The following is a 23,761-nucleotide window of genomic DNA, read 5'->3' as shown; positions in this document are numbered from 1 at the left end:
GCCTTCGGCTAACCCACCCTACTTCCTTTTCCCCGCGAGCTTCTTGATCGACGCCTTGATCGACGCCGCCGCATCGTCATAGCCGTCCCAGGCCTTCGAGCGCGCCAGCAGGCCCGGCACCGTTCGCACGGTATATTTCTTCGGATCGAGATCGCTCTTCACCTGTGCCCAGGTGACAGGCATCGAGACGGTTGCACCGTCGCGCGCGCGCGGCGACAACGGAGCCACCGCCGTCGACAAGCGGTCGTTACGCAAATAGTCCAGAAAGATCTTTCCGTTGCGCAGCTTCTTCGACATGTTGAGCAGATAGCGTTCGGGCTCCTCGTCCGCCATCCACTGGCAGACGCCTTGCGCGAAGGCTTTGGCCTCCTTCCAGCCCACTCTGTCGCGCGCGCCGTGGAGCAGCGGCACCACCACGTGCAAGCCCTTGCCGCCTGTGGTCTTGCAAAAGCTCTCCATGCCGAGAGCGGTCAAGCGCTGCCGCATCTCCTTTACGGCCTCGACGACATCGGCGAAATCGACATCCGGCGCAGGGTCGAGATCGAACACCAGCCGGCCCGGCGTGTCGTAAGCGTCAGGGGCGCAATTCCAGGGATGCAGTTCGAGGCCACCGATCTGAGCCACGGCCGCAAGCCCTTCGACGCGGTCAATCTGCAAGTAAGGCTTGCGATCGCCCGAGACTTTTGCGAGTTCGAGCAGGTTCGATGAGCCCTGCATGGCATGACGCTGGAAGAATTTTTCGCCGCCGATACCGTCAGGCGCGCGCAGGATCGAACAGGGGCGGCCCTTCAGATGTTCGATCATCCAGCTGCCGACCGCCTCGAAATAGCGCGCGAGGTCGAGCTTCGTGACGCCCTCGCCGTCGCCCGCATCTGGCCAAAGCTCCTTGTCCGGCTTTGAAATTGCGACGCCCATGACCTCGGCACTACCGGCGCCTTTCCCATTGCCGGGCTTCGCAGGGACGCGCTTTCCGGCAGAGGGTTTTGCAAGTTTGGTATCGACAGGCGTTTCCGCCTCGACCTCCTCGGCCGGCTTGTCCTGCCGCAATCCCTTGAACGCAGCCTGGCGAATATTACCATCGGCGGTGAAGCCGGCGAACTCGATCTCGGCAACCAGCTCCGGCTTCAGCCAATGCACATCACGGGCCTTCTTCGGCGCATTCTTGCCGCCAAACGGGCTCTCGCTCGACGCAGCCTCCTTCAACAACGGCATGATGCGCTTGACCTTGTCTGCGCCAAAGCCGGTGCCGACGATGCCAACATAGGCGAGATGATCGCCACGATAGACGCCGGCCATCAGCGAGCGGAATTTTCCCGCCGTCGTCTTCCAGCCGCCGATCACGACTTCATGGCCTGCGCGGCATTTTGCCTTGGTCCAGCTCTCGGTGCGGCCGGAACGATAGGGTGCATCGAGCTTCTTCGACACGATGCCTTCCAGCTCGAGCTTGCAGGCGGATTGCAGCACCGCGTCGCCGCCGCTCACGAAATGCTCGACATAGCGGATCTGGCTCGACTTCCGCTTGCGCGCCGCCAGCAGCTCCTTGAGGCGGTCCTTGCGCTCGCCCAGCGGCATGCGGCGGTAGTCGAGGCCTTCAGCGAACAGGAGGTCGAAGGCAAAGAAGATGAGATCATCGGTCTTGCCGTCCGACAGTGCAGCTTGCAGTGAGGAGAAATTCGGCGCGCCATTGTGATCGAGCGCGACGATCTCACCGTCGATCATTGCGTCCGGCAGCACGCAAGCCTCCTTCGCGATCGCTGCGAACTTCTCGGTCCAGTCGAGGCCCTTGCGGGTCTTCAGCATCGCGTTGCCGTCCTCGACCCGGAGCTGCACGCGGTAGCCGTCGAACTTGATCTCGTGGCACCAGCCGCCAGCGGATGGCGGGCGCTCGACCGGCGTGCAGAGCTGGGGCGCGACGAAGTCCGGCATTTCAGAAACCTTGCTGGCATTCGTCGCGGTCGTGGCTTTCTTTCTTGCCACCTTGCCACCCTTCAATGCCGCATGTGGCGCCGGCTTTACCGTGTGCCCCTTCGTCTCTTCCGCACGGTTGGACTGCCAGACCGCATCGGCCTTGCCTGTGCCCCTCGCCAGCATGAAGGGCTTTGGCGCGCGCCCCTTGCCATCGGCGATTTGCGCCATGGCGCGGCCGGAAGCCACCGATTTGTCCTCGGCAAGGACATCCTCGCCCTCGCTGGCATATTCGTCGCGATGCTTGATCAGCAGCCAGTTGGTGCGCTTGCCGCCGGTGCGATCGTTGCGCATGCGCACCAGCACCCAGCTCCCGTGCAGCTTGTCACCATGTAGCGTGAACTTCAGGTCCCCCTTCTTGAAGCCGGCTTCCGGATCATCAGCCTCCCAGGTGCCGCGGTCCCACAGCATCACTGTGCCGCCGCCATACTGGCCGTCCGGAATCGTGCCTTCGAAATCGCCATAGTCGAGCGGATGGTCCTCGACCTCGACTGCGAGCCGCTTGTCGTGCGGATCGAGCGAGGGGCCCTTTGTGACCGCCCAGGACTTGAAGACACCGTCGAATTCGAGCCGGAAATCGTAGTGCAGCCGCGTGGCATCATGCTTCTGGATGACAAAGCGCCGCTGCTTCGATGGCGCCACTGCGGTCTCGCCGGAAGGCTCCGGCGTCTTCTCAAAATCCCGCTTCTGTCGATAGGAGGAAAGCTTTCGCAGCACGACCGGTCCCGCATTTCTTTTCGGCGTGGAAGCCTATCACGGCAAAAGTCCCAGCCGGAACCAAAACCCCGGAGCCCGGTTGGAGTTCCTGAAAAGCCTTGAAATCACTGGAGAATGGAATGGCCCCCCGCGCCTATTGGAAGGGAACGTTGAAGCTGTCGCTGGTCAGCTGCCCGGTCTTGCTTTATCCGGCGACCACGGCGGCCGAGAAGACGCGGTTTCACATGATCAACCGCAAGACCGGCAACCGGCTGAAGCAACAGATGGTCGATTCGGAGACCGGCGACGTCATCGAGAGCGATCAGAAGGGCCGCGGCTACGAGCTGCGCAAGGACAAATATGTCGAGATCGAGCCGGAAGAGCTCGAGGCGGTCCAGATCGAGAGCAACCATACCATCGACATCGAGAGCTTTGTGCCTCGGGACGAGATCGACCAGCGCTATCTCAACCACCCCTATTACATCGCACCCGAGGGCAAGGCGGCGACCGACGCCTTCGCCGTGATCCGCGATGCCATGAAGGACGAGCAGCGCGTGGCGCTCGCCAAAATCGTGCTCACCAACCGCGAGCACATCATCGCGATCGAACCGCTCGGCAAAGGCCTGCTCGGCACCACGCTGCGCTACCCCTATGAGCTGCGCGACGAAGGCGAATTCTTCGACGACATCAAGAGTCCGAAGATCACCAAGGACATGGTCGAGCTCGCCGGACATATCCTGCACACCAAAGCCTCTCATTTCGACCCGTCGAAATTCAAGGACGAGTACGAGAACGCGCTGAAAGCGCTGGTGAAACGGAAGGCGAGCGGCAAGACGATCGAGCTGCCGGAGCGCGAAGAGAAGCCGAGCAATGTGGTCAGCCTGATGGATGCGCTGAAGCAGAGCCTGAAGGGGGGCCGCAGAGGGAAACCGTCGGCCAAATCCCATGCACGCCGGGCGACGGGACGGCAGGTCGCTGCGAAGAAGGCGCACCGGACAGCGGCGAGGCGCAAGAAGGCGGGTTGATACTCCGTCCTTGCGAGCGCAGCGAAGCAATCCAGTCCCTCCGCGGAAAGATTCTGGATTGCTTCGCTGCGCTCGCAAGGACGATGTTGATGCAGGCTCGCGCCACAACCTCAGTCGTGGCCACCGCACAAGCCTCAATCCCCCGCCTTTAGCCGGTACCCGATCCCCGTCTCGGTCAGTACGTATTGCGGACGCTCCGGGTCGGCTTCAATCTTCTGCCGGAGCTGGCGGACATAGACGCGGAGATATTGCGCGTCGGTCAGTTCGTCCCAGAGCTCCTTGAGCAGGAAGCGGTGGGTGAGCACCTTGCCGGCGTGCTGAACCAGCACGCGCAGCAGGTCGTATTCCTTTGGCGACAGTTTCACATCGCGCTCGCCGAGCTTGACGATACGACGCACGAGATCGACGGAGAGATCGCCGGTGCGGAACACCGGGCGCTCGCCCTGCACCTGGAGCTGGTGCCGCAGCGCGGCGCGCAGGCGGGCCAACAGCTCGTCCATGCCGAACGGCTTTGTCAGATAGTCGTCGGCGCCAAGATCGAGCGCCTGCACCTTGCCGGCCTCGTCACCGCGGCTCGACAGCACCACGATCGGCACGGCTTCGTTGCGGGCGCGGATCGTGCGCAACAGTTCATGACCCTGGATGTCGGGCAGGCCGAGATCGAGGATGATCAGTGCGGGGTCTTCAGTGAGCTTCTCCAGCGCGATCTTGCCGTTCGACGCTTCCAGGATCTCATAGCCCTGCGTCGAAAGCCCCATCCGCAGCAATTTGCGGATCGGCGGCTCGTCGTCGATGACCAGAACCTTGATCGGAGCAGCACTCATGCGGCGGTATCCAATGCCTGGGTCTGCGCCGGAACGGGCAGACGGATGGTGAGAACAGCACCGCTCCTGTCGCTGCGGTTGGCGGCCGAGATCGTACCCTGCATCGCCTCGACGAAGCCGCGGGAGATGGCGAGCCCGAGCCCGGTGCCGGGACGAACGTGATCGCCCTTCTGCACGCGATAGAACTTGTCGAACACGCTCTCGAGCTCGTCCGGCGGAATGCCGCCGCCCTCGTCCGCGATTTGCAGCACCACCTGGTCCCGCTCACGCTGGCTGCGGATCGAGATCGTGGTATCGGGCGACGAATATTTCGCGGCGTTGTCGAGCAGGTTGAACAGCACCTGCTCGAACAGCACGGCATCGAGCTGGAGCATCGGCAGGTCGGCGGCCAGCACCAGCTCGACCTTGTGCGCGGTCAGGATCTTGGCTGCGCGCCGGAGCGCGCTGCCAATGATTTCGCCGAGATCATACAGCGCCGTGTTGGGCACGATGGCGCCGGATTCGAGCTTGGTCATGTCGAGCAGATTGGCGATGAAGCGGTTGAGCCGCTCGGATTCGTCGATCACGGTGGCGAGCAGGTCGCGTTTCTCGCTGTCGGACAGCGCGCCGGCGAGATCGCGCATGGTCGAGGCCGCGCCGAGCACGGAGGCTAGCGGCGTCTTCAGATCATGCGAGATCGAGGTCAGCAGCGCCGAACGCAGCCGCTCGGATTCGACGGTGCGCTTGACGCGGTCCATGTCCTCGACCAGCAGCACACGCTCGATCGCGAGCGCGCCCTGGTCGACCAGCGCGTCGAGCAACCGGCGCTGGTCCGGCGTCAGCAGCGGACCGGTGCGATCATTGTCGATGCCGATGACGCCGATCGGGCCCCGCCCGGTGCGCATCGGCAGGAACAGCCGCTTGGCGCCGGGCAGCGTATCCGCGCCGCGGCCGGCGGAGCGATCGTTGCTCCAGGCCCAGTTGGCGGCGGCGAGGTCGGCCTGGTCGAGCTGGTCCTCCGGCGGATAGCCGGACTTCACCGTCAAGAGGCCATCCTCCGGCAACAGCAGCACGACGCGAACTTTCAACATCAGCGCGATCTGATAGGCGGTCGCCCACAGCACGTCGTCGAGCGTGGCGGTGCCGGCGAGCTTGCGGCTGAACGCATAGAGCTGCTCGGTGGTCCGGATTCGGCCGATCGCGCTGTCGGCTTGGGTGCGCACTCGCCCGGCAACGTTCGACACCACAAACGCAATCAGCATGAAGAAGAAGAACGCCGCTACGTTGGTTGGATCGGTGATGGTGAACGTGTAGACCGGCGGCAGGAAGAAGAAGTTATACGCCAGCGACGCCGCGACGCTGGCAAGCAGCGACGGCCACAACCCATAGCGGACCGCCACGGCAACCACCGCGGTCAGGAACATCAGGTCGACGTTCTCGACGCCAAAATACGGCTTGATGACCACAGCTGCGGCAAGGCCGAGCGCGGTGATCCCAAGCGCCTTCAGATAGGGACGTGCATCGAACGGCTCGGAGCGCGCCGCGATTTGCAACGCCGTCTTCGGCGCGGGCTCGCTCGTGAGCTCGTCGCCCGGAATGACGTGAACGCTGATATTGCCGGAGCGGCGCACCAGATCATGCACGACGGAGCCGCGCGTCATCTCGAACCAGCGCGAGCGCGTCGACTTGCCGATCACGATCTGGGTGACGTTGTTGCCTTGCGCAAAATTAATGACGTCGTCGGCGATGCGCCGGCCGATGGCTGGAATGGTCAAGGCTTCACCACCCAGTGATTCGGCAAGCCGCAGTGTATCGGCAAGCCGGTCGCGCTCTTCGTCGGAGAGCTGGAGCGACCGCCGCGTCTCGATCGAGACCGCGGTGAACTGCGCATGCAGGCGGTCGGCCAATCGCTTGGTGTAGCGCACGAGGCCAGCGGCACGCGGATCCTCGCTGACGCAGACGAGGATGCGCTCGCCCGCGGCCCAGGGGCCGGCGATGGCGTTCGCCTGCATGTGAGTGAGGAGTTGCTCGTCGACCCGCTCGGCCGTGCGCCGCAGCGCGAGCTCGCGCAGCGCAGTTAGATTGCCCGGTGAGAAATAATGATCGAGCGCCCGCTCGGCCTGCTTGGAGACATAGACCTTGCCTTCTCTCAGCCGCTGGATCAGATCGTCGGGGGTGAGGTCGATCAGCTCGATCGCATCGGCGCGATCGAACACCGAATCCGGCACCGTCTCGCGCACCCGCACATGGGTGATCTGGGCGACGACGTCGTTCAGGCTCTCGATGTGCTGGATGTTGACGGCAGTATAGACGTCAATGCCGTGGGAGAGCAGCTCCTCGACGTCGAGATAACGTTTGGGATGGCGGCTGCCGGCGGCGTTGGTGTGGGCGAGTTCGTCGACCAGCGCGATCCGAGGCCGGCGCGCGATCACCGCGTCGAGGTCCATCTCCTCGACGATCTGGCCGCGATAGTCGAGCTTCTTGCGCGGGATCACTTCCAGCCCGCGCACCAGCGCCTCGGTCTCGGCGCGGCCATGGGTCTCGACGAAGCCGACCACGACATCGATGCCGGCCTTGCGCTTGGCATGGGCACTTTGCAGCATCTCGTAGGTCTTTCCGACGCCGGGGGCGGCGCCGACGAAGATCTTCAGCTTGCCGCTCGCGCTCTCCTCCCGCCGGGCCGCTTCCAGCAGCGCCTCGGGAGACGGACGTTGTTCGGGATCGCGGCGCTCTCGGACCATCAGGTCAATATAAGCATCCGGGCGCCGCGAGCCTAGACCGCTACTTCGCGGCGGCGCGATCGAGCGCGAGGTTCAGTGCCAATACGTTAACGCGCGGCTCGCCAAGCAGGCCGAACAGACGGCCCTGGGTGCCGGAGGCCACAAGCTGCTTGACCTGATCGTCCGGCATATTCCGCGCCTTGGCGATGCGCGGTACCTGGAATTGCGCCGCTTCCGGCGAAATGTCCGGGTCGAGGCCACTGGCGGAGGTCGTGACCAGGTCGACCGGGACGGCAGCATTCGGGTTTTCGCTCTTCAGCTTGTCCACATCTTCCTTCAGCCGGTCGGCCAGCGCCTTGCTGGTCGGGCCGAGGTTGGAGCCGCCCGAATTGGCGGCGTTGTAGGGCGCCGAGACCGTCTTGGTCGAATCATTCGGATCCGGCGCCAGCGTCGCCGAGGGGCGGCCGTGGAAATATTTGTCGTCCTTGAACTCCTGCCCGATCAAGGCGGAGCCGACGACCTTACCGTCCTTCTCGATCAAGCTGCCCTGCGCCTGCGCGGGAAAGAGCATGCCGGCGATGCCGGTCATGGCGAGCGGATAGGCCAGGCCCGTGATGGCGGTGAGCACCAGCAACAGGACGATGGCGGGGCGAATTTCTCTGAGCATATGTTTCTCCTAATTCTTTCGTCATTGCGAGGAGCGAAGCGACGAAGCAATCCAGGCTCTCGGCCTCGGAGGCATTTCTGGATTGCTTCGCTTCGCTCGCAATCACGGGGTTACGCCAAATGCAGGGCAGTCACGACGAGGTCGATCGCCTTGATGCCGATGAAGGGAATGACGATGCCGCCAAGCCCGTAGATCAACAGATTGCGCCGGAGCAGCGCGCCGGCGCCGACCGCGCGATAGGCGACGCCCTTCAACGCCAGCGGGATCAGCGCGACGATAACCAGCGCGTTGAAGATGATCGCCGACAGGATGGCGCTCTGCGGGCTCGACAGGTTCATGACGTTGAGCACGTTGAGCTGCGGATAGAACGCCAGGAACATCGCCGGGATGATCGCAAAGTATTTTGCGACGTCGTTGGCGATCGAGAAGGTCGTCAGCGCGCCGCGTGTCATCAAGAGCTGCTTGCCGATCTCGACCACCTCGATCAGCTTGGTCGGGTTCGAATCGAGGTCGACCATGTTGCCGGCCTCACGCGCGGCTTGGGTGCCGGTGTTCATGGCCACGCCGACGTCGGCCTGGGCGAGCGCCGGCGCGTCGTTGGTGCCGTCGCCGCACATCGCCACCAGCTTGCCCTTGGCCTGCTCGTCGCGGATCAGCTTGAGCTTGTCCTCTGGGGTAGCCTGCGCCAGGAAATCGTCGACGCCGGCTTCCGCCGCGATCGCGGCGGCCGTCATCGGATTGTCGCCGGTGATCATGATGGTGCGGATGCCCATGCGGCGCAGCTCGGCGAAACGCTCGCGGATACCGCCCTTGACGATATCCTTGAGCTGGATGACGCCGAGCAGCTTGCCGTCCCTGGCAACGGCAAGCGGCGTGCCGCCAGCCTTGGAGATCTCGTCCGCAATGGTCTGGACCTCGCGGCCGATGTCCGAGAGCCCGGCGGGCTGGATGGTGCGGGCGGTGTTGCCGGAGGCAACGGCCAGCGGCGCACCACCGCCGACATAGCTGAGCATGGAGTCGACCGCACCCTTGCGTACCGACGAGCCACCGGCGTCGACGCCGCTCATGCGGGTCTGCGCGGTGAACGGGATGAAGGTGGCGCCCAACTCGGCCATGTCGCGGCCGCGGATCCCGTATTTCTCCTTCGCGAGCACGACGATGGAGCGGCCTTCCGGCGTCTCGTCGGCGAGCGAGGCGAGCTGAGCTGCGTCCGCGAGTTCCTGTTCGGTGACGCCGCGCACGGGGCGGAAGGAGGTTGCCTGGCGATTGCCGAGCGTGATCGTCCCGGTCTTGTCGAGCAGCAGCGTATCGACGTCGCCGGCAGCCTCGACCGCGCGGCCAGACATCGCCAGCACGTTGAAGCGCACCAGCCGGTCCATGCCGGCGATGCCGATCGCCGACAGCAGAGCGCCGATCGTGGTCGGGATCAGCGTCACGAACAGCGCGACCAGCACGACCACCGAGATCGAGCCCCCGGCATAGGCCGCATAGCTCGGAATGGTGACGGTGGCGAACACGAAGATGATGGTGAGGCCGGCGAGCAGAATGTTGAGCGCGATTTCGTTCGGCGTCTTCTGCCGCTCGGCGCCCTCCACCAGCTTGATCATGCGGTCGATGAAGGTCGACCCTTGAGCCGCCGTGATCCGGACACGAATCCAGTCGGACAGGACCTGCGTGCCGCCGGTCACAGCCGACCGGTCGCCGCCGGACTCGCGGATCACGGGTGCGGATTCGCCAGTAATGGCGGCTTCGTTGACGGAAGCGACGCCCTCGATCACCTCACCGTCCGAGGGGATGGTGTCACCGGCATCGACCAGCACGATGTCGCCGACCTTGAGGCTCGTGCCTGGCACGAGCGTGAACGCCCGACCGGCACCGCTCAGGAGCTTGGCCTGGCTCTCGGTGCGGGTCTTGCGCAGCGAGTCGGCCTGAGCCTTGCCGCGGCCCTCGGCCACGGCTTCAGCGAAGTTGGCGAACAGCACCGTGAACCAGAGCCAGAGAATGATCTGGAAGGTGAAGCCGAGATTCGCGCCGCCCGTGACGAGATCGCGGAGAAAGATCACGGTGGTGAGCGCGGCCACGATCTCGACCACGAACATCACGGGGTTCTTGATCATAAGCCGCGGATCGAGCTTGAAGGACGCGCGGATCGCGGGTAATACGATCTTCGGATCCAGCATCGCCGACATCGATGCACGTTTTTGTAGTTTCATGGTGTCCATGGAGGTCACTCCAAAAAACTCAGAAGGCTGGCGATCAGAACACTTGGCCGGCGTTCATCGCGAGCTGCTCGACGATCGGGCCGAGTGCGAGTGCCGGGAAGAAGGTGAGGCCGCCGATGATCAGGATCACACCGACAACCAAGCCGACGAACAGACCGCCGGTGGTCGGGAACGTGCCCGCCGAAGGCGGGATCGATTTCTTGGCGGCCAGCGAGCCCGCAATCGCCATCGCCGGGATGATCATGAAGAAGCGTCCGACGAACATCGCGCTTGCGAGCGTGAGGTTGTAGAAGAAGGTGTTGCCGGTGAGGCCCGCGAAAGCCGAGCCGTTATTGCCGGTCGCCGAGGTGAAGGCGTAGAGCACCTCGGTGAAGCCGTGCGGGCCGGCATTCGCCATCGAGGCCACCGCCGCCGGGTAGACCACGCCGACCGCGGTCCAGCCGAGATACATCAGGGGCAGCACCAGGATCGCCAGCATCGCCATCTTGACCTCGCGCGCCTCGATCTTCTTGCCGACATATTCCGGCGTACGGCCGACCATCAGGCCTGCGACGAAGATCGCAAGCACCACGAACAGCAGCATGCCATAGAGGCCGGCGCCGACACCGCCGATGATGACTTCGCCAAGCTGCATGTTGATCAGCGGGATCATGCCGCCAAGCGCGGTGAAGCTGTCATGCATGGCGTTGACCGCGCCGCAGGAGGCAGCCGTGGTGATCACGGCGAACAGCGAGGATGCAACGATGCCGAAGCGAACTTCTTTGCCTTCCATGTTGCCACCGGTCAGGCCGAGTGCATGCATGATCGAGGTGCCGCCCGCTTCCGACCAATAGGTGATGGCGACACCGGTGATGAACAGCACGCCCATCACGGACAGGATCGCCCAGCCCTGGCGCTGGTTGCCGACCATGCGGCCGAACACGTTGGTCATGGCCGCGCCGATCAGGAAGATCGACAGCATCTGCACGAGGTTCGACAGCGCGGTCGGGTTCTCGAAGGGATGCGCGGCGTTGGCATTAAAGAAGCCGCCGCCATTGGTGCCGAGCATCTTGATCGCGACCTGGGAGGCGACCGGGCCGACCGCGATGGTCTGCTTGGCGCCTTCAAGTGTGGTCGCCTCAACATAATTGCCGAGCGTCTGCGGGATGCCCTGCCAGACCAGGAACAGCGTGTAGACGACGCAAATCGGCAGCAGCACGTAGAGGGTGGTGCGGGTGACGTCGACCCAGAAATTGCCGACCGTGCGCATCGAGGCGCGCGAGAAGCCGCGGATCAGGGCCACCGCAAGCGCGATGCCGGTTGCCGCCGACAGGAAGTTCTGGTGCGTCAGGCCCACCATCTGCACGAGATAGGAGATCGTGCTCTCGCCGCCGTAATTCTGCCAGTTGGTATTGGTGATGAAGGAGATCGCGGTGTTGAAGGAGAGATCCTCGGCGACCGCTCCTTGGCCTGCCGGATTGAACGGCAGAACGGCCTGCAACCGCATCACGCCGTAAATGATGAGGAAGCCGCCGACGTGAAACAACAGCATGGCGACCGTGTAGGTCAGCCAGTGCTGCTCGCGCCTCTCGTCGACACCCGAAATCCAGTAGATGCCGGCCTCGATCGGTCGCAGCACCGGCGAGAGAAACGTCCGCTCGCCGTTGAAGACCCGCGTCATGTACCAGCCGAGTGGCTTGGTCAGCGCGACGATGATCGCGCAGAAAAGAATGATCTGGAGCCAACCGATCATAGTCATGGCATTAACCCTTCAGGCTTTGTGTCTCGCGCAAAAGCGGCAGGAGCACCGTAAGCAGGCAGGCGACCAGCGCAGCGTCCGCCAGCAGCAATTCGAGAAGTAGCAGCACGGGTCAGAACCGCTCGGGCCGCAGCAGCGCGTAGGTGAGGTAGATAAAGAGGGCGAACGAGACGGTCCCGGCAAGCGCATAATCGAAGATCATGGTCCGCTCCCTCACAACCGTTCGCAGGCATAGGTGTAGCCGATCGCAAGGGCGAAGAAGACGAAGCCCAGCGCCAGCATCAGAATGTCCATCATGGAATTACTCCTCATTGCGAGACGATATCCGGCGTAAGCTGTCTCCCGGATCCCGGCCGACCGCTTGCTGCGTGCGAATGCAACACGTGTCCGCGCCCGCCCGGAATTTTCACCGTGCTGAAGTGCCACCGCGCACATAGATTTTCGAGATGAGGCCTATGACGAAGTTATAGGAATCTCATAAAGGCCGGCACGTCATCGCCGGCGGCCATGCGACACTGATAACGCATTCCAGGGCGGTCGTTCCGGGCAGGCATTGCAGCGACGCGATCCACCATCACCCTAGCTAGTGATTGTTACGGCAGACTGTGGACAAGGTCTTTTCAAAACGCCGGTTTCCATAAGCCTCCACCTTCGGCAAAGACGACAGTCGAGTATGAGCGCTGTCTGTGCGTCTCGCCCGGAAGCATCCGCACACTTATGAAATCCCTATATCTCCCACCCCATCCTCATCTCGTTTTCAAATGCCCTTCCAGCCATCTTGGGGACGCCGGCCGACTGACCGACGCCCCTTTTAGGAGGCTGACATGACCGCCGCTCCTCGATGCTATGACCCGCCCTCACTCAGCGAGCGGCTTCGCACGGTAGATGCAATGACGCGGCCGTTGATGCTCGAGATCATCGACAAGGCCTGCCGGCGCTTCCCCTCGCTCGGACAGAATGAGCGGACAGCACGCGTCATGCGCCTCGTTGATGCAGAGGCCTGGACCGATGCTGCGTTGGCCTTGATGGAGCTGGAGCTGCCGCTGTGGCAGGTCCGCCGCATCGCTTATGACGAAGGCGAATGGCACTGCGCACTCTCGCGTGAACGCGAACTGCCGGACTGGCTGGACGCCGCCGTCGAGGGATGTCATGGCGACCTTGCGATCGCTTTGCTGTCGGCCTTCATCGAGGTCCAGGCATTGGCCGTGGAGGTCTCGCGGCCGAGCGTTCCCTCGGTGCGTTCGGCATTGGACCCGCTCTACGAGCCGGTCGCCTGCGACCATTTCGGCTAGGGACAGCTTGGCCTAAGCGCCCAGCTTTATGACGCTCCTATGAGATCGTCGTTTGGCCGACCTCGAATTCATACCTGCGAGAAGAGATATTGATCGGGCGGCCCCCGGGACTGCTCCCGCGGCCTGCATCGATCAAAAGGAATACCAAAGTGAAACTCGTCGAACCTCCCTCGTGCAGCTCCCCCTCGACCATCGTCTTCATCGGCCGCAACCACAGGGGACAGTGGATCGCGCAAGAGCAGAACGGCCTCTATGGCGGCCTGTTCGTCAGCCGAGCTCAAGCCATCAAATACGCGCTGTTCGAAAACGGACAGCATCCCGAAACCATCGTCGAACTGCCGCGCGAGATCGAGCTCGACATGGGCAAGACCCCCAACGTTGACATCTCGCAGTGCGCCGCCTGAGCGCCTTCCCGGCGAAAAGCCATGCTCATCCCTCCTTCTGTCTGGTTCACCGGCTTCATTCCGGACCTGCCGACGCCGTTCGATGCGGCTGACGCGATCGATCTCAAGGCGTTCGCCGCGCTCTGCGAGCGCCAGGTCGCGGCCGGCGTTCCCGCGCTTGTGGTCTGCGGGACGGCCGGCGAAGCGCCGACGCTCTCGCCGGCCGAGCAGGAGCTCGTCATTCGCACCGCGGTCGATGTCGTCCGCGGCCGCGTGCGAATCATCGCCGGCGCGATGTCGAATTCAACCAGTCGCGCCATCGAACTCGCGCGGCGCGCGGAAGCGGCCGGCGCCGATGCCATCATGTTGGTGGTGCCCGCCTACAACAAACCGATGCAGGAAGGGATGCTTGCGCACTTTCGCGCCGTCGCCGGCTCGATCGGATTGCCGGTGATCCTGCACGACGTTCCCTCCCGCACGCTGCGTCCGCTCGCCGACGAGACGCTGCTGCGTCTGGTCGAATCCCGCCAGTTCGCCGGCCTGCGCGACGGCAGCGGCGACATCACCCGTCCGATGCGCCTGAACCGGCTGCTGCCCACCGGCTTTCGCCTGCTCTCCGGCGACGACACCACCGCGTTCGGCTTCATCGCGAGCGGCGGTGACGGCGCAATCTCGGAAGTCGCCAACGTCGCGCCGGATCTCTGCCGCACGATCTCCTTACAGGTGAGGCAGGGCCGTCTGCAATCGGCGCGCTACCTGCACAAGCGCCTCATCCCGCTCATCGCCTGCCTCTCCAGGGAAAGTCCGGCGGCGCTCAAAAGCGCGCTGAGCACGCTCGGCCTGATGTCGCCGGCCACGAGGCTGCCAATCGTGCCGCTCGACGCCGCCATGCAGGCGGAGGTCGCGCGAGCATTCGCTGCGATCGCTGACGAGGAGCTGATCGACAGCGTCAGAGCCTGACGCGTCGCTGCGCCATCCGGATATCGCATGCTGCAATCAACCGAAGGATCTCACAGGCTGCTCCGCGCCTGGAAGCTGGCGCTCTTGCGCTTTGCCGTGACACTGGATGATTCCGACCGGCTCAGTGCCGCGGCTCTCGCGGCGGAGCTCGATCGCCAGGGCGGCCGCCGCAACGCCGACGACACCCTCCACTTCTTCCGGCGAACCAGTTCCCAGCTCTGTGCGGCGATCAGCGGGCAACAGCAGAACGCGGAAGCAACCCTGCAATGCTTCTGCGAGGCGATCGAGGAACCGCGACTGCGGCTCGCCTTTACCGCAGCCATCGGGATGACGCGTGCGGACCCTGCACCGTCTCAGGCTCGACCGAAGCGCAATCCCGACCTGTTCAGAGGGCTGCTGGCGCGCCGATCAGCGTCTTTATGACATTCTTATGCGGCCGCCTCGGCGCTCATCTCGCAATCCTACGCAACGATGGACATCATACGAGGCAGGTTGGGGCGGCGTCTCGCCCTACCTTGGACAAGGACTTCCAAAATGTCGGTGCTGACACATGGCTTTGACCGGCCCTTTGACGAGGCCGAACGCCCGGCGCGAATCTCGAAGCCGCGCAAGGCCCAGCTCAAGCGCGTCGCGCTGCGCACGCTGGCCGTGCTGTCGATGGGCACGCTGCTCGCGGCGGTCATCGCGCTGAAGACCGCAGTCTATGTCTGGCACCTTCACGCCTGAACGCAACAGTGACCATCATGACTTTGCAGATGTGTGAGGAGGCCGCCATGGCCGCGATCGCTCTTCAAGCCGTCCATCGCCGGACCGAGACCCAGCAGACGCAGGCGGCGACGCTCAAACCGCTCGATCCCGACGTCGTCAGCGCCTCCATTCCCGCGTTCTTCATCGGCCGCAACAAGGCCGGGCTCTGGGTCGCACGCGAGGCGAATGGACGCATCGGCGGCCTGTTCCTGTTCAAGAGCTCCGCAGTCGGTTTCGCCAATCGTCAGAGCAAGCCCGTGCGATGCGCGCTGGTGTTCCCCACAGAGACCTTCGAACTCGACATCGAGAACCGCGGCAATCCGCTGATCGTGCTGGCGGCACGATTACTGAGGGGCTAGCGTGCATCTCTTCAAGGGAAATCTCGAACACGCGGTCACCACGACCGTCCTGACCATGACGCTGAGCCTGGTCTGGGGCGCGATCCTGACGCTCGTGATCACGCTCGTGGCGCGCGGACTCGGGGTCTAGACTTCGCACCGCGACCGACCGCGAATTGACCATGGCTGCCTACGAGGCGGGCAATCGGGCGTGAACCGCGGTTGCGATGCCGGGACAGGCCGCGTATCCCGCGGAAAGAACCCGGCCGATCTGGCGCAGTTTCGCGGAACCGTGTAGAGCGGTTTCATGAGCAGCAGCAACGTCCATGTCGTCGCCCACCCCCTGGTCCAGCACAAGCTTTCCCTGATGCGGGAGAAGGACCGCTCGACCAAGAGCTTTCGCGAGATCCTGAACGAGATCGGGATGCTGCTCTGCTACGAGGTGACGCGCGACCTGCCGCTGGAGCTGGTCGAGATCGAGACGCCGATCTCGCCGATGCGGGCGCCGAAGATCGCCGGCAAGAAGCTCACGCTGGCGCCGATCCTGCGCGCCGGCGTCGGCTTCCTCGACGGCATGCTGGCGCTGATGCCGTCGGCGCGCATTGCCCATATCGGGCTTTACCGCGATCCCGAGACATTGCAGGCCGTGGAATATTACTTCAAGGCGCCGCAGGACCTGTCCGACCGCACCGTGATCCTGATGGACCCGATGCTGGCGACCGGAAACTCTGCCTGCGCCGGCGCGTCCCTGCTCAAGGACCGCGGCGCCCGCGACATCCGTTTCGTCTGCCTTCTGGCGGCGCCCGAAGGCATTGCGCAATTCCAGAGCGAGCATGCCGACGTGCCGATCTGGACCGCCGCGATCGACGAGCGACTCAACGACCACGGCTACATCGTACCGGGCCTGGGCGACGCAGGCGACCGGATGTTCGGCACCAAGTAGACAGGTCTGCGCGATCGGGCTACTCCGGTTGCCATGCGCGCCGATGATGTTTCACTGCAATCGCTGATCGGATCGGAGACCGCTGCCGATCCCGCCTTCGTGTTCGACGGCACGCCCGTCTCGCGCGCGGAATTTTCTCGGAAGGTCGAGCAGGCTGCGGCCTGGCTTGCCGCGCAAGGAATCGGCAAGGGCGACGTGGTGGCGGTCTGGCTCGTCAACAGGATCGAATGGATCGCGCTGCTGTTTGCCGCCGCCCGCCTCGGTGCGGTCGTCGCCGCGGTCAACACGCGCTACCGCAGTGCTGAGGTCTCGCATCTGCTGAAGGTTTCCGGCGCCAGGCTGATGGTGGTCGAGGCCGCGTTTCGCACCATCGATTTCGCTGCCATTCTCGCTGATATCACCAGGTCTGACGTGCCCGCTCTGCAAAAACTCGCGGTGATCGGCGCGGATGCGATTACTGCCCATTGGCCGTGCGTGCGCTTCGACGCCTTCGACAAGCCATACCCGCCTGCCCCGCTGCCGCAAGGCGACGTCGACTTGCCGGTGCTGCTCTACACCACATCGGGCACGACCAAGGGACCAAAACTGGTCGCGCATTCGCAGCGGACGCTGGCCACGCACGCCGTCTCCGTTGCCAACGCGCTCAAGCTTGATCGACAGCGTCATGCGCTGCTGGCTATGCTGCCGTTCTGCGGCACTTTTGGCATGACGAGCCTGCTCGGCTTCATCGGAGCCGGCGCGACCGTCCATGTGCTCGACGCCTTCGAGGCCGCGCCGGCGCTGACAATCCTCAGCGAACACAAGATCACGCACACCTTCGGCTCTGACGAGATGTTCCGCCGCATCCTCGCCCTCACCGATGCGCCGCGGCCGTTGCCGCATCTCGAAGTCTGCGGCTTCGCCGCGTTCCAGCCGGGCTGGCGCGAGCTTGCCACCGAGGCGCAGGCGCGCGGCCTGCAGCTGTTCGGCCTCTACGGCTCGAGCGAGGTGCAGGCGCTGTTCTCGATCAGCCGCGCCAGCGACGTCTTCGCCGACCGCATCGAGGGTGGCGGCTGGCCGATGTCGCAGCAGGCCAAGGTCCGTGTGCGCGACACCGAGACCGGCGACTTTGTGGCCCAAGGCGTCTCCGGCGAGATCGAGATCAGCGCGCCCTCGCGCTTCCTTGGGTACTTCAACAATCCGGAAGCGACGCGCGACGCCATCACCGCGGACGGCTTCTTCCACACCGGCGATATCGGCCGCCTGCGAGGCGACGGCTCCTTCGTCTACGAGACCCGCGCCGGCGACGCGATGCGGCTCGGCGGCTTCCTGGTTGCACCGGGCGAGATCGAGGACGAGCTCAAATCCTGCGTTGGCGTCGCCGACGCCCAGGTCGTCGCGGTCGATCTGAAGGGCCATGCGCGCTGCGTCGCCTTCGTGATCCCGGCCCGAGACTCGAACCAGGAGCCACCTCTTCAGGAGGCGTTAGTCGCGCGCTTGCGCGAGCGGCTCGCGGGTTACAAGATCCCGGCGCGGGTCTACATCGTGGACGCCTTCCCTGTCACCGACAGCGCCAATGGCGTGAAGATCCAGCGCGCCAGGCTCCGCGCCATGGCGATGGAGCGGATCGCCGCCGAATAGGCTCCTCCTATTTCAGATAGCTCGCGAGATTCATGCCGAGAATCTTGGACATCGCCGAATAGGACGCGGTGAGCTGCGCCTGATAGGTCGACAGCTGCGCCGTGATGGCGGCGACATCGACGCCGGTGAGGTCGTTCGACAGGGTCTCGGCATAGCTCTTGTAATCGGTCTGGCGCGCGCTCGCCGTCTCGATCGATGACGCCGAGCTGGAGAGCTTTGCCTGCACGGCCGCGGTGTCGTCGAGCGCCGTGCTGGCGAGGTTAAGCGCACTGGAGATGTCCGAGGACGACAGCGAAGTGCTATTGGCCACGAACTTCAGCACGCGCATCACCTCCTCGAACGCCGAATTGTCGGCGGTGACACCATAGGACACGGTGTCATCGGCGGCGACGCGCACCGATGCAATCTCATCGTCGCCCTTGTAATAGCTGGTGTCCGCCGTGGTTGTGGATCCGGTGCCCGACGAAAAGCTGGTGAGATCGACCGGCGCCGTGTCCGTCTTGCCGCCGCCAAAGACATACTGGCCGTCATATTGCGTGTTCGTCAGCGAGCCCATCTGCTCCAGCATCTGCTGGGCGGAAGAGATCACCGAATTCGACTCGGTCGAGCTTCCGGTCGAGGCGGCGCTGAGCTGGGACCGCAGCTGCGTGATGATGTCGGTCATCGAGCCGACCGCGGAATACATCACCTGGACCTTGCTGTCGGCGAGCGTGGCCGCATCGACATAGGACTGCGCACGCGTCACCGAGACCTGGAGATTGACGACATGCTGCGCGTTCGAGCCATAGCCGCCGTAATCGGTCGAGACCATGCCCGACGATTCCTGGACCTGCTCGTTGGCCATGACCGACTCCACGCGCATCGCGTCGGCGATCATCTTGTTCGACTGCGCGAAGGTGGCGATCCGCATCGCGACCATGGGCCTGCTCCCGCGCCTTAGGACGACTGCACGGCGGTTATAAGCGCCGTGTACATGGTGTTGATGGCCGAGATCAGCGCGGAGGCAGCCGAATACTGGTTCTGGAGCGTGCTCAGATTGGCCGATTCCTCGTCGAGGTTGACACCCGATTGCGACGACAGCGAACTCGCATAGGTCGACTGCGCGGTCTCCTTGGCGGTATAGTTGGTGGAAGCCTGCGAAGACTTGCTCGCGACGTCGGCCACGATGACCGAGGCATAGTCGGCAAAGGAGCCGGTGGTGGCGGCAAGCCCTCCGGTGGAGGAAAACGTCCGGGAGGCTGTCAATGCGTCGTAGAACGCATTGACCGTGGTGGCCGACTCCGATGACAGCACGCTGCTGCCGACCGTAAGGCTCGAGAACGAATCCAGCGTCGCGAGCTGCAACTCGTTGGTGCCGGACAGGATGCTGCTGTTGACCGCGATATCCGACGCGCTCGTTCCCGTCACGAGGTCGTTGAGGCCGAAATAGTCGGAAAATCCTGCGCTGGAGCTCCCCACCGAGCTCGTCATCTCGTTGATGGCGACGCCATTGCCCGAGCCGGTCGCCGTGATCGAGAGATGGCCGTTGGCATCGACCGACGCCGACATCCCGGAGATGCCGTTGATGGCCGTCACGAGATCGCCGACCGTGGAATAGGACGACAGATCGAGATCGCTGTAGGAGACAAGATCGCCGCTCTTGTCGGTCACGGCCAGGCGCACCGTGCCGGTGGCGGACAGCGCCGTGCTGCTGGTGACGCTGGTCGTTCCGGTCAGGCTGGTCGGGGCCGGCGCCGAGGAGGCGCTGTTCGAGACGGTGTTCACCGCGGAGGCAAGCTGCGTTGCCAGCTGGTCAAGCTGGGATTGCGCCGCCGGCAGGGTCTTGTCGCGGAGGGTGACGAGTCCGCCGATGCTCCCGCCGTGATCTGCGAGGTGATGTCGACGCCGTTCACTGTGATGGCGCTGAAGCCGCTCGACGACGAGCCGGCGGTGTAGGTCGTCGACGACGACACATTGGCCGCGGCGGTATAGCTGATCTTGTGCGCGGAACTATCGACCAGGGCCTGCCCGGTCGTGGTGTAGATCTGGAGATCGCCGTTCGACGCCGTGTAATAGCTGACGTTCATCTTGGAGGCGACGTCCTGCAGCACGGTGTTGCGCTGGTCCTCCAGGTCGGCGGTCGACTGGCCGGCCGCCGCCGTCTGCTTGATCGCGGCGTTCAGGTCCGCGATCGACTGCAAGTCCGTGTTGACGTCGTCGATCGAGGACGAGATGTCCTGATCGGCATTGGAGCGGAGCTTCTGGATGCCGCTGGAGGTCTCCCGCAACTGGCTCGTGACGTCGTCGAGCGCGCTGACCACGTTGGACTGCAGCGAGGCGCTGCTCGGCGTGCTCGCGAGCGAGGACAGCGCCGATTCCAGCGAGGCGATGCCGTTGGCGAGCGAGGTTCCGGTCGACGAGCTGTCGGTGCTGCTGGTCGCGCCGTAGAGCTTTTCGAGCGACGTCAGATAGGTGTTCGTCGTGTCCGCCGAGCCGAGGTCGGAGGTCGCACTGACCAGCGACTTCAGCAGCAGCTTGTCGACCGTCGAGGTGATGCCCGTCACCGTGACGCCGGTGCCAACGCCGTTGGTGACGCTGCTCGACTGGTTCGCGGTCTTCTTGGTATAGCCCGTCGTGTCGGCGTTCGAGATGTTCGACGACGTCACGCTGATCTGGACCGACGTGGACGACAGCCCACTGAAGGCGATCGATCGTGCGATGTCGAGTGACACGGCGGGCTCCTCGTTTGGTCAGGCGCTGCGGCTGGTGCCGCTGGAGACGGCGCGCGCCGCGACGCGGCCGGAGGCGCCATAGGGCGACACCGCGGCGATCTGCTCGCGGATCGCCTGCATTACGGCCTCGATCCGGCGGTTGCTGGCCTCGATCGCCGCGCGCAGGCGCACCAAATTCTCGTCCATCGCGGCGCGCAGCTTCAGAATCCGCTCAAGCAACTGCTCGCGCAGGAGCCGGTCCCGTACGTTCAGGGTGGTCGTTCCGGCCGCGCATTCGGCGACGGTCCGTTCGAAGACCTCCGCCAGGCGGTTTTTCTCGTCGACCTGCTTGAGGCGCGAGGCCGGCAGTCCCTTGGCGAGCTCTGCATTCTCCTCCGCGACCAGCGCGGTCAGCACGTCGATCAGCGCGATCAGCGACTTGATCCGTGCATCGCCGTTTGCGGCGTTGGTCCTCGTGGCTTGGCTGTTGGCTTGGGCTACACTCATGGTCATCGCCTTCTTCTAATTATGCCGTTTTGCCGCGGCCGACCTGCGAGTTGCGCAAATACGCGCTGATCGCGGTGGTCCTGACGGTCGCCTGCCTCATCTCGCCCTCGACATCCGCGCATTCCTTCAACAGGCCGCGGCGGCTCGTCTCGAAATCGTCGAGCAGCGCGACCAACTGCTTGCGGTCGCTGCCCTTGACGGCTCCGGCCCGCGCCACCAGCCGACGCAGCCGGCGCAGCAGCGCCTCTCCGGCGGCACTCGCCCTTTCTCCAGGCATCGCTCACCTCATCGCCGAGATCAGGGTGTCGTACATCTTGTCCACGGTGGAGATGACCTGGGACGCGGCGGAATAGGCCTGCTGCGCCGAGATCATGCTCGAGAACTGGCTGGAGGTGTCGGTAGTCGAGGATTCCAGCTCGCTGCCGTAGATCGTGCCCGCGCCGTTCTCGCCGGAGGCCTGCAACGAGGCGTTGCCGGACGCCACCGTCGCCGAATAGATGCCATCGCTTGAGGCCGAAAGCCCGTTGGGGTCGGCGAAAGTCGCCACCGCGATCTTATAGATCGCAATGGTCTGGCCGTTGGAATAGGTGGCGTCGACGATGCCGTTCTTGCCGATCGCGATGCTGGACAGTTTTCCGTAGGACAAGCCGTCCGAGTCGATACTGGTGACGTTCACAGACGGCGTCGTCTCACCGGACGCGTATTGCGTCAGACCATCGGTCTTGCCGACGGCGCCGAGATTCATCGCGATCGTGCTGTCGGTCGCGCCGTCTGTCCAGCCCGTCACCGCGACCGTCGCCGGGCTTGGACTGGTGCTGGCCAGCGAGCCGTCGCTGTTGAAGGTGATGGCGATCGTGCCCGAAGCCGTGCCAGTCGCGGTCGTTGTGTCCGAGGTAGAGGTCGGATTGGCGAAGCTCGCGCTCCAGGCGTTGGAGCCGGTCTTGGTCCAGGTAACCTGCATCGAATTCGCGGCACCAAGCGAATCGTAGACAGTCATCGAGCTGGTATAGGTCTCGCCGGTTGCTGCATCGGACGGCAGGTTAGCCGCGATCGTGGTCTTGGTCGTGGCGCTGCCGCTGGTCGAAGCGACCTGGTTGTTGATCGCTTGGAGATTGCTCGCTGACTCGCTGCCGACGACGTTGCCGTCGGCGTCGGTGCGCCAGCCTTCGAGATAGCTTCCGTTGTCCTCGAGATAGCCGGCATTGTCGGTCGTAAAGGCGCCGTTGCGGGTATAGGAGGTCGTGCCGCCCGACGTGGCATTGGTCACAGCGAAGAAGCCCGAGCCCTGGATCGCGACGTCGGTGGCGTTGGAGGTTGCCGCAAGCAGGCCTTGCTGCGTGATGTTGGCGCGGCCCGAGACGGTGACGCCGCCCGAGGCATAAGAGGTCGTGTTGCTCGACGCGGTGACGAGATCGTCGAACATCGCCGAGGTCGTCTTGTACCCCGTCGTGCTGGTATTGGCGATGTTGTCGCTGATCATCGACAGGGATTGGCTCTGCGCGCTGAGCGCCGAGATCGCCGAGGACAAAGCACCGGTGAGACTCATGATGAAACTCCAGAGAGATCGGAACGTGAGATCAGGACGTGACGCCGATGATGTTGGCGGCGCTGACGGAGACGCCGTTCACGGTCAGAGACGGCGTGGAGGTCGAGGTGTCGATGCCCGTCACCGTGCCGGTGATCGTCGTGTAGTTGAGGACCGAAGTGCCGGCGGAGTTCGTTGCGGTCACCGAGACGGTGTACTGGCCGCCGTCCGCGAGCTGGGTGCCGCTGGAATTCTTGCCGTCCCAGGTGAAGGTGTTGGAGCCGGAATTGCCGGTGCCGGTACCGGTGTAGACCGTGTTGCCCGAGGAATCCTTGACAGTGATCGCGACATCCGATGCGGCCGAGGACAGCGAATAGCCGAACGTCGCCCAACCGCTGCTCAAGGTCGACGTGTCGGTCTTCGCCTCGACGGTGTGGCCGATATAGTTGACCGAGTTCAGCGTCACGAGGCTCGAGAACGAGCTTGAGAGCGAGGTCAGGTTGGAGTTGATCGACTGCTGCTGGCTGAAATTGGCGTAAGACGTGAGCTGGTTGATGAAGTCGGTGGTCGAGGTCGCGTTCAGCGGATCCTGGTTCTGAAGCTCGCTCACGAGCAGGCTCAGGAAATCGCTGGAGGTCAGCGTCGAACTGGACGACGTGCTCGACGACGACGATGTCGTGGCCGTCGAAGCAGAACTCGTTGCGGAAACTGTCGTCATCAGGAACTCCGGCTTTCTCGCGCAACCGGCGACAACGATGTCGCTCCGTGGCGCTTGAAATCTGTGTGCTGATGAAACGCGTGGGCGCGCGGATTCAGGCGCGGATTCACCGCTGCGAAAATCGCTTTCGATTAGGCAAAATCTGCCGTGCGCGGGAGTTTAGTTATGCGATGATGTATGCCGCAGCGGTGCGCGCTTCCTC

Annotated in this window: 22 protein-coding genes and 1 pseudogene; 10 read left to right on the top strand and 13 right to left on the bottom strand. The window is 64.0% G+C overall.

Going from position 1 to position 23,761, the window contains the following annotated elements; all coding sequences use genetic code 11:
- Positions 1-18: 18 nt before the first annotated feature.
- Positions 19-2,682 carry a DNA ligase D gene (gene ligD, locus ACPPVR_RS09585; protein ID WP_426613983.1) on the bottom strand — a complete coding sequence of 888 codons (2,664 nt, stop codon included), beginning with the start codon at positions 2,680-2,682 and terminating at the stop codon, positions 19-21.
- A gap of 119 nt (positions 2,683-2,801) precedes the next feature.
- Between ligD and ACPPVR_RS09580 the strand changes: the two genes are divergently transcribed.
- Positions 2,802-3,686, top strand: coding sequence for a Ku protein (locus ACPPVR_RS09580; RefSeq protein WP_426613982.1), 885 nt, complete (start codon positions 2,802-2,804; stop codon positions 3,684-3,686).
- Positions 3,687-3,820: 134 nt separating this feature from the next.
- Here ACPPVR_RS09580 and ACPPVR_RS09575 read toward each other — a convergent pair whose 3' ends face one another.
- The 6 genes from ACPPVR_RS09575 to ACPPVR_RS09550 all read right to left on the bottom strand — a co-directional run bounded on the left by ACPPVR_RS09575 (position 3,821) and on the right by ACPPVR_RS09550 (position 12,038).
- Entirely contained in the window at positions 3,821-4,510 is a 690-nt protein-coding gene (locus tag ACPPVR_RS09575; protein WP_426613981.1) for a response regulator, read from the bottom strand.
- Entirely contained in the window at positions 4,507-7,230 is a 2,724-nt protein-coding gene (locus tag ACPPVR_RS09570; protein WP_426613980.1) for a DUF4118 domain-containing protein, read from the bottom strand. Before ACPPVR_RS09570 ends, ACPPVR_RS09575 begins: the two co-directional genes overlap by 4 nt.
- 40 nt (positions 7,231-7,270) lie before the next feature.
- The gene (locus ACPPVR_RS09565; protein WP_426613979.1) at positions 7,271-7,876 is read right to left on the bottom strand and encodes a K(+)-transporting ATPase subunit C; all 606 of its coding nucleotides are present in this window, start codon (positions 7,874-7,876) and stop codon (positions 7,271-7,273) included.
- Positions 7,877-7,986: 110 nt separating this feature from the next.
- The gene (gene kdpB / locus ACPPVR_RS09560; protein WP_426613978.1) at positions 7,987-10,098 is read right to left on the bottom strand and encodes a potassium-transporting ATPase subunit KdpB; all 2,112 of its coding nucleotides are present in this window, start codon (positions 10,096-10,098) and stop codon (positions 7,987-7,989) included.
- A gap of 34 nt (positions 10,099-10,132) precedes the next feature.
- On the bottom strand, positions 10,133-11,836 hold the full coding sequence (kdpA, locus tag ACPPVR_RS09555) for a potassium-transporting ATPase subunit KdpA (protein WP_426613977.1): 1,704 nt from the start codon (positions 11,834-11,836) through the stop codon (positions 10,133-10,135).
- Positions 11,837-11,948: 112 nt separating this feature from the next.
- Positions 11,949-12,038 (bottom strand): K(+)-transporting ATPase subunit F, encoded by a 90-nt coding sequence (locus ACPPVR_RS09550; protein ID WP_426613976.1) that lies wholly within the window; start codon positions 12,036-12,038, stop codon positions 11,949-11,951.
- Between the two features lie 622 nt (positions 12,039-12,660).
- Here ACPPVR_RS09550 and ACPPVR_RS09545 point away from each other — a divergent pair.
- The 9 genes from ACPPVR_RS09545 (at position 12,661) to ACPPVR_RS09505 (ending at position 18,119) form a co-directional block, all read left to right on the top strand.
- On the top strand, positions 12,661-13,128 hold the full coding sequence (locus ACPPVR_RS09545; protein ID WP_426613975.1) for a hypothetical protein: 468 nt from the start codon (positions 12,661-12,663) through the stop codon (positions 13,126-13,128).
- A 149-nt stretch (positions 13,129-13,277) separates the two neighbouring features.
- Positions 13,278-13,532 (top strand): hypothetical protein, encoded by a 255-nt coding sequence (locus ACPPVR_RS09540; RefSeq protein WP_426613974.1) that lies wholly within the window; start codon positions 13,278-13,280, stop codon positions 13,530-13,532.
- Positions 13,533-13,553: 21 nt separating this feature from the next.
- Positions 13,554-14,471: a 4-hydroxy-tetrahydrodipicolinate synthase gene (dapA, locus tag ACPPVR_RS09535; RefSeq protein ID WP_426613973.1), complete on the top strand. Its 918-nt coding sequence runs from the start codon at positions 13,554-13,556 to the stop codon at positions 14,469-14,471.
- A gap of 84 nt (positions 14,472-14,555) precedes the next feature.
- Positions 14,556-14,894, top strand: a complete 339-nt coding sequence (locus ACPPVR_RS09530) for a hypothetical protein (RefSeq protein WP_426613972.1) — start codon at positions 14,556-14,558, stop codon at positions 14,892-14,894.
- 111 nt (positions 14,895-15,005) lie between these two features.
- The gene (locus tag ACPPVR_RS09525; protein ID WP_426613971.1) at positions 15,006-15,197 is read left to right on the top strand and encodes a hypothetical protein; all 192 of its coding nucleotides are present in this window, start codon (positions 15,006-15,008) and stop codon (positions 15,195-15,197) included.
- A 17-nt stretch (positions 15,198-15,214) separates the two neighbouring features.
- The gene (locus ACPPVR_RS09520) at positions 15,215-15,577 is read left to right on the top strand and encodes a hypothetical protein (RefSeq protein WP_426616059.1); all 363 of its coding nucleotides are present in this window, start codon (positions 15,215-15,217) and stop codon (positions 15,575-15,577) included.
- 1 nt (position 15,578) lies between these two features.
- Positions 15,579-15,707: a hypothetical protein gene (locus ACPPVR_RS09515; RefSeq protein ID WP_426613970.1), complete on the top strand. Its 129-nt coding sequence runs from the start codon at positions 15,579-15,581 to the stop codon at positions 15,705-15,707.
- Between the two features lie 156 nt (positions 15,708-15,863).
- Positions 15,864-16,499, top strand: coding sequence for a uracil phosphoribosyltransferase (gene upp, locus ACPPVR_RS09510; protein WP_426613969.1), 636 nt, complete (start codon positions 15,864-15,866; stop codon positions 16,497-16,499).
- 33 nt (positions 16,500-16,532) lie between these two features.
- Positions 16,533-18,119, top strand: coding sequence for an AMP-binding protein (locus tag ACPPVR_RS09505; protein ID WP_426613968.1), 1,587 nt, complete (start codon positions 16,533-16,535; stop codon positions 18,117-18,119).
- A 7-nt stretch (positions 18,120-18,126) separates the two neighbouring features.
- Here the strand turns inward: ACPPVR_RS09505 and ACPPVR_RS09500 are convergent, their stop codons facing one another.
- From ACPPVR_RS09500 to ACPPVR_RS09475, 6 genes and pseudogenes are all read right to left on the bottom strand, one after another.
- Positions 18,127-19,038 (bottom strand): flagellin, encoded by a 912-nt coding sequence (locus tag ACPPVR_RS09500; RefSeq protein WP_426613967.1) that lies wholly within the window; start codon positions 19,036-19,038, stop codon positions 18,127-18,129.
- 17 nt (positions 19,039-19,055) lie between these two features.
- Positions 19,056-20,830: pseudogene (gene flgK, locus ACPPVR_RS09495) on the bottom strand (flagellar hook-associated protein FlgK).
- A gap of 18 nt (positions 20,831-20,848) precedes the next feature.
- A complete protein-coding gene (locus tag ACPPVR_RS09490; RefSeq protein WP_426613966.1) occupies positions 20,849-21,322 on the bottom strand; it encodes a flagellar protein FlgN in 474 nt (157 codons plus the stop codon).
- Between the two features lie 13 nt (positions 21,323-21,335).
- On the bottom strand, positions 21,336-21,593 hold the full coding sequence (locus ACPPVR_RS09485; RefSeq protein ID WP_426613965.1) for a hypothetical protein: 258 nt from the start codon (positions 21,591-21,593) through the stop codon (positions 21,336-21,338).
- 3 nt (positions 21,594-21,596) lie between these two features.
- The gene (gene flgE / locus ACPPVR_RS09480; RefSeq protein ID WP_426613964.1) at positions 21,597-22,862 is read right to left on the bottom strand and encodes a flagellar hook protein FlgE; all 1,266 of its coding nucleotides are present in this window, start codon (positions 22,860-22,862) and stop codon (positions 21,597-21,599) included.
- 31 nt (positions 22,863-22,893) lie between these two features.
- Entirely contained in the window at positions 22,894-23,559 is a 666-nt protein-coding gene (locus ACPPVR_RS09475; RefSeq protein ID WP_426613963.1) for a flagellar hook assembly protein FlgD, read from the bottom strand.
- Between the last annotated feature and the right edge of the window lie 202 nt (positions 23,560-23,761).

The organism is Bradyrhizobium sp. McL0616 (assembly GCF_049993385.1).
Lineage (GTDB): Bacteria > Pseudomonadota > Alphaproteobacteria > Rhizobiales > Xanthobacteraceae > Bradyrhizobium.
This window is presented reverse-complemented; position numbering and strand designations above follow the sequence as displayed.

What these genes read in the sequence shown, in the direction of transcription:
- ACPPVR_RS09580 (WP_426613982.1), top strand. Translation starts at nt 2,802, where the DNA reads ATGGCCCCCCGCGCCTATTGGAAGGGAACGTTGAAGCTGTCGCTGGTC.
- ACPPVR_RS09575 (WP_426613981.1), bottom strand. Translation starts at nt 4,510, where the DNA reads ATGAGTGCTGCTCCGATCAAGGTTCTGGTCATCGACGACGAGCCGCCG.
- ACPPVR_RS09570 (WP_426613980.1), bottom strand. Translation starts at nt 7,230, where the DNA reads ATGGTCCGAGAGCGCCGCGATCCCGAACAACGTCCGTCTCCCGAGGCG.
- ACPPVR_RS09565 (WP_426613979.1), bottom strand. Translation starts at nt 7,876, where the DNA reads ATGCTCAGAGAAATTCGCCCCGCCATCGTCCTGTTGCTGGTGCTCACC.
- kdpB (WP_426613978.1), bottom strand. Translation starts at nt 10,098, where the DNA reads ATGGACACCATGAAACTACAAAAACGTGCATCGATGTCGGCGATGCTG.
- kdpA (WP_426613977.1), bottom strand. Translation starts at nt 11,836, where the DNA reads ATGACTATGATCGGTTGGCTCCAGATCATTCTTTTCTGCGCGATCATC.
- ACPPVR_RS09550 (WP_426613976.1), bottom strand. Translation starts at nt 12,038, where the DNA reads ATGATCTTCGATTATGCGCTTGCCGGGACCGTCTCGTTCGCCCTCTTT.
- ACPPVR_RS09545 (WP_426613975.1), top strand. Translation starts at nt 12,661, where the DNA reads ATGACCGCCGCTCCTCGATGCTATGACCCGCCCTCACTCAGCGAGCGG.
- dapA (WP_426613973.1), top strand. Translation starts at nt 13,554, where the DNA reads ATGCTCATCCCTCCTTCTGTCTGGTTCACCGGCTTCATTCCGGACCTG.
- ACPPVR_RS09525 (WP_426613971.1), top strand. Translation starts at nt 15,006, where the DNA reads ATGTCGGTGCTGACACATGGCTTTGACCGGCCCTTTGACGAGGCCGAA.
- ACPPVR_RS09520 (WP_426616059.1), top strand. Translation starts at nt 15,215, where the DNA reads ATGACTTTGCAGATGTGTGAGGAGGCCGCCATGGCCGCGATCGCTCTT.
- upp (WP_426613969.1), top strand. Translation starts at nt 15,864, where the DNA reads ATGAGCAGCAGCAACGTCCATGTCGTCGCCCACCCCCTGGTCCAGCAC.
- ACPPVR_RS09505 (WP_426613968.1), top strand. Translation starts at nt 16,533, where the DNA reads ATGCGCGCCGATGATGTTTCACTGCAATCGCTGATCGGATCGGAGACC.
- ACPPVR_RS09500 (WP_426613967.1), bottom strand. Translation starts at nt 19,038, where the DNA reads ATGGTCGCGATGCGGATCGCCACCTTCGCGCAGTCGAACAAGATGATC.
- ACPPVR_RS09490 (WP_426613966.1), bottom strand. Translation starts at nt 21,322, where the DNA reads ATGACCATGAGTGTAGCCCAAGCCAACAGCCAAGCCACGAGGACCAAC.
- ACPPVR_RS09485 (WP_426613965.1), bottom strand. Translation starts at nt 21,593, where the DNA reads ATGCCTGGAGAAAGGGCGAGTGCCGCCGGAGAGGCGCTGCTGCGCCGG.
- flgE (WP_426613964.1), bottom strand. Translation starts at nt 22,862, where the DNA reads ATGAGTCTCACCGGTGCTTTGTCCTCGGCGATCTCGGCGCTCAGCGCG.
- ACPPVR_RS09475 (WP_426613963.1), bottom strand. Translation starts at nt 23,559, where the DNA reads ATGACGACAGTTTCCGCAACGAGTTCTGCTTCGACGGCCACGACATCG.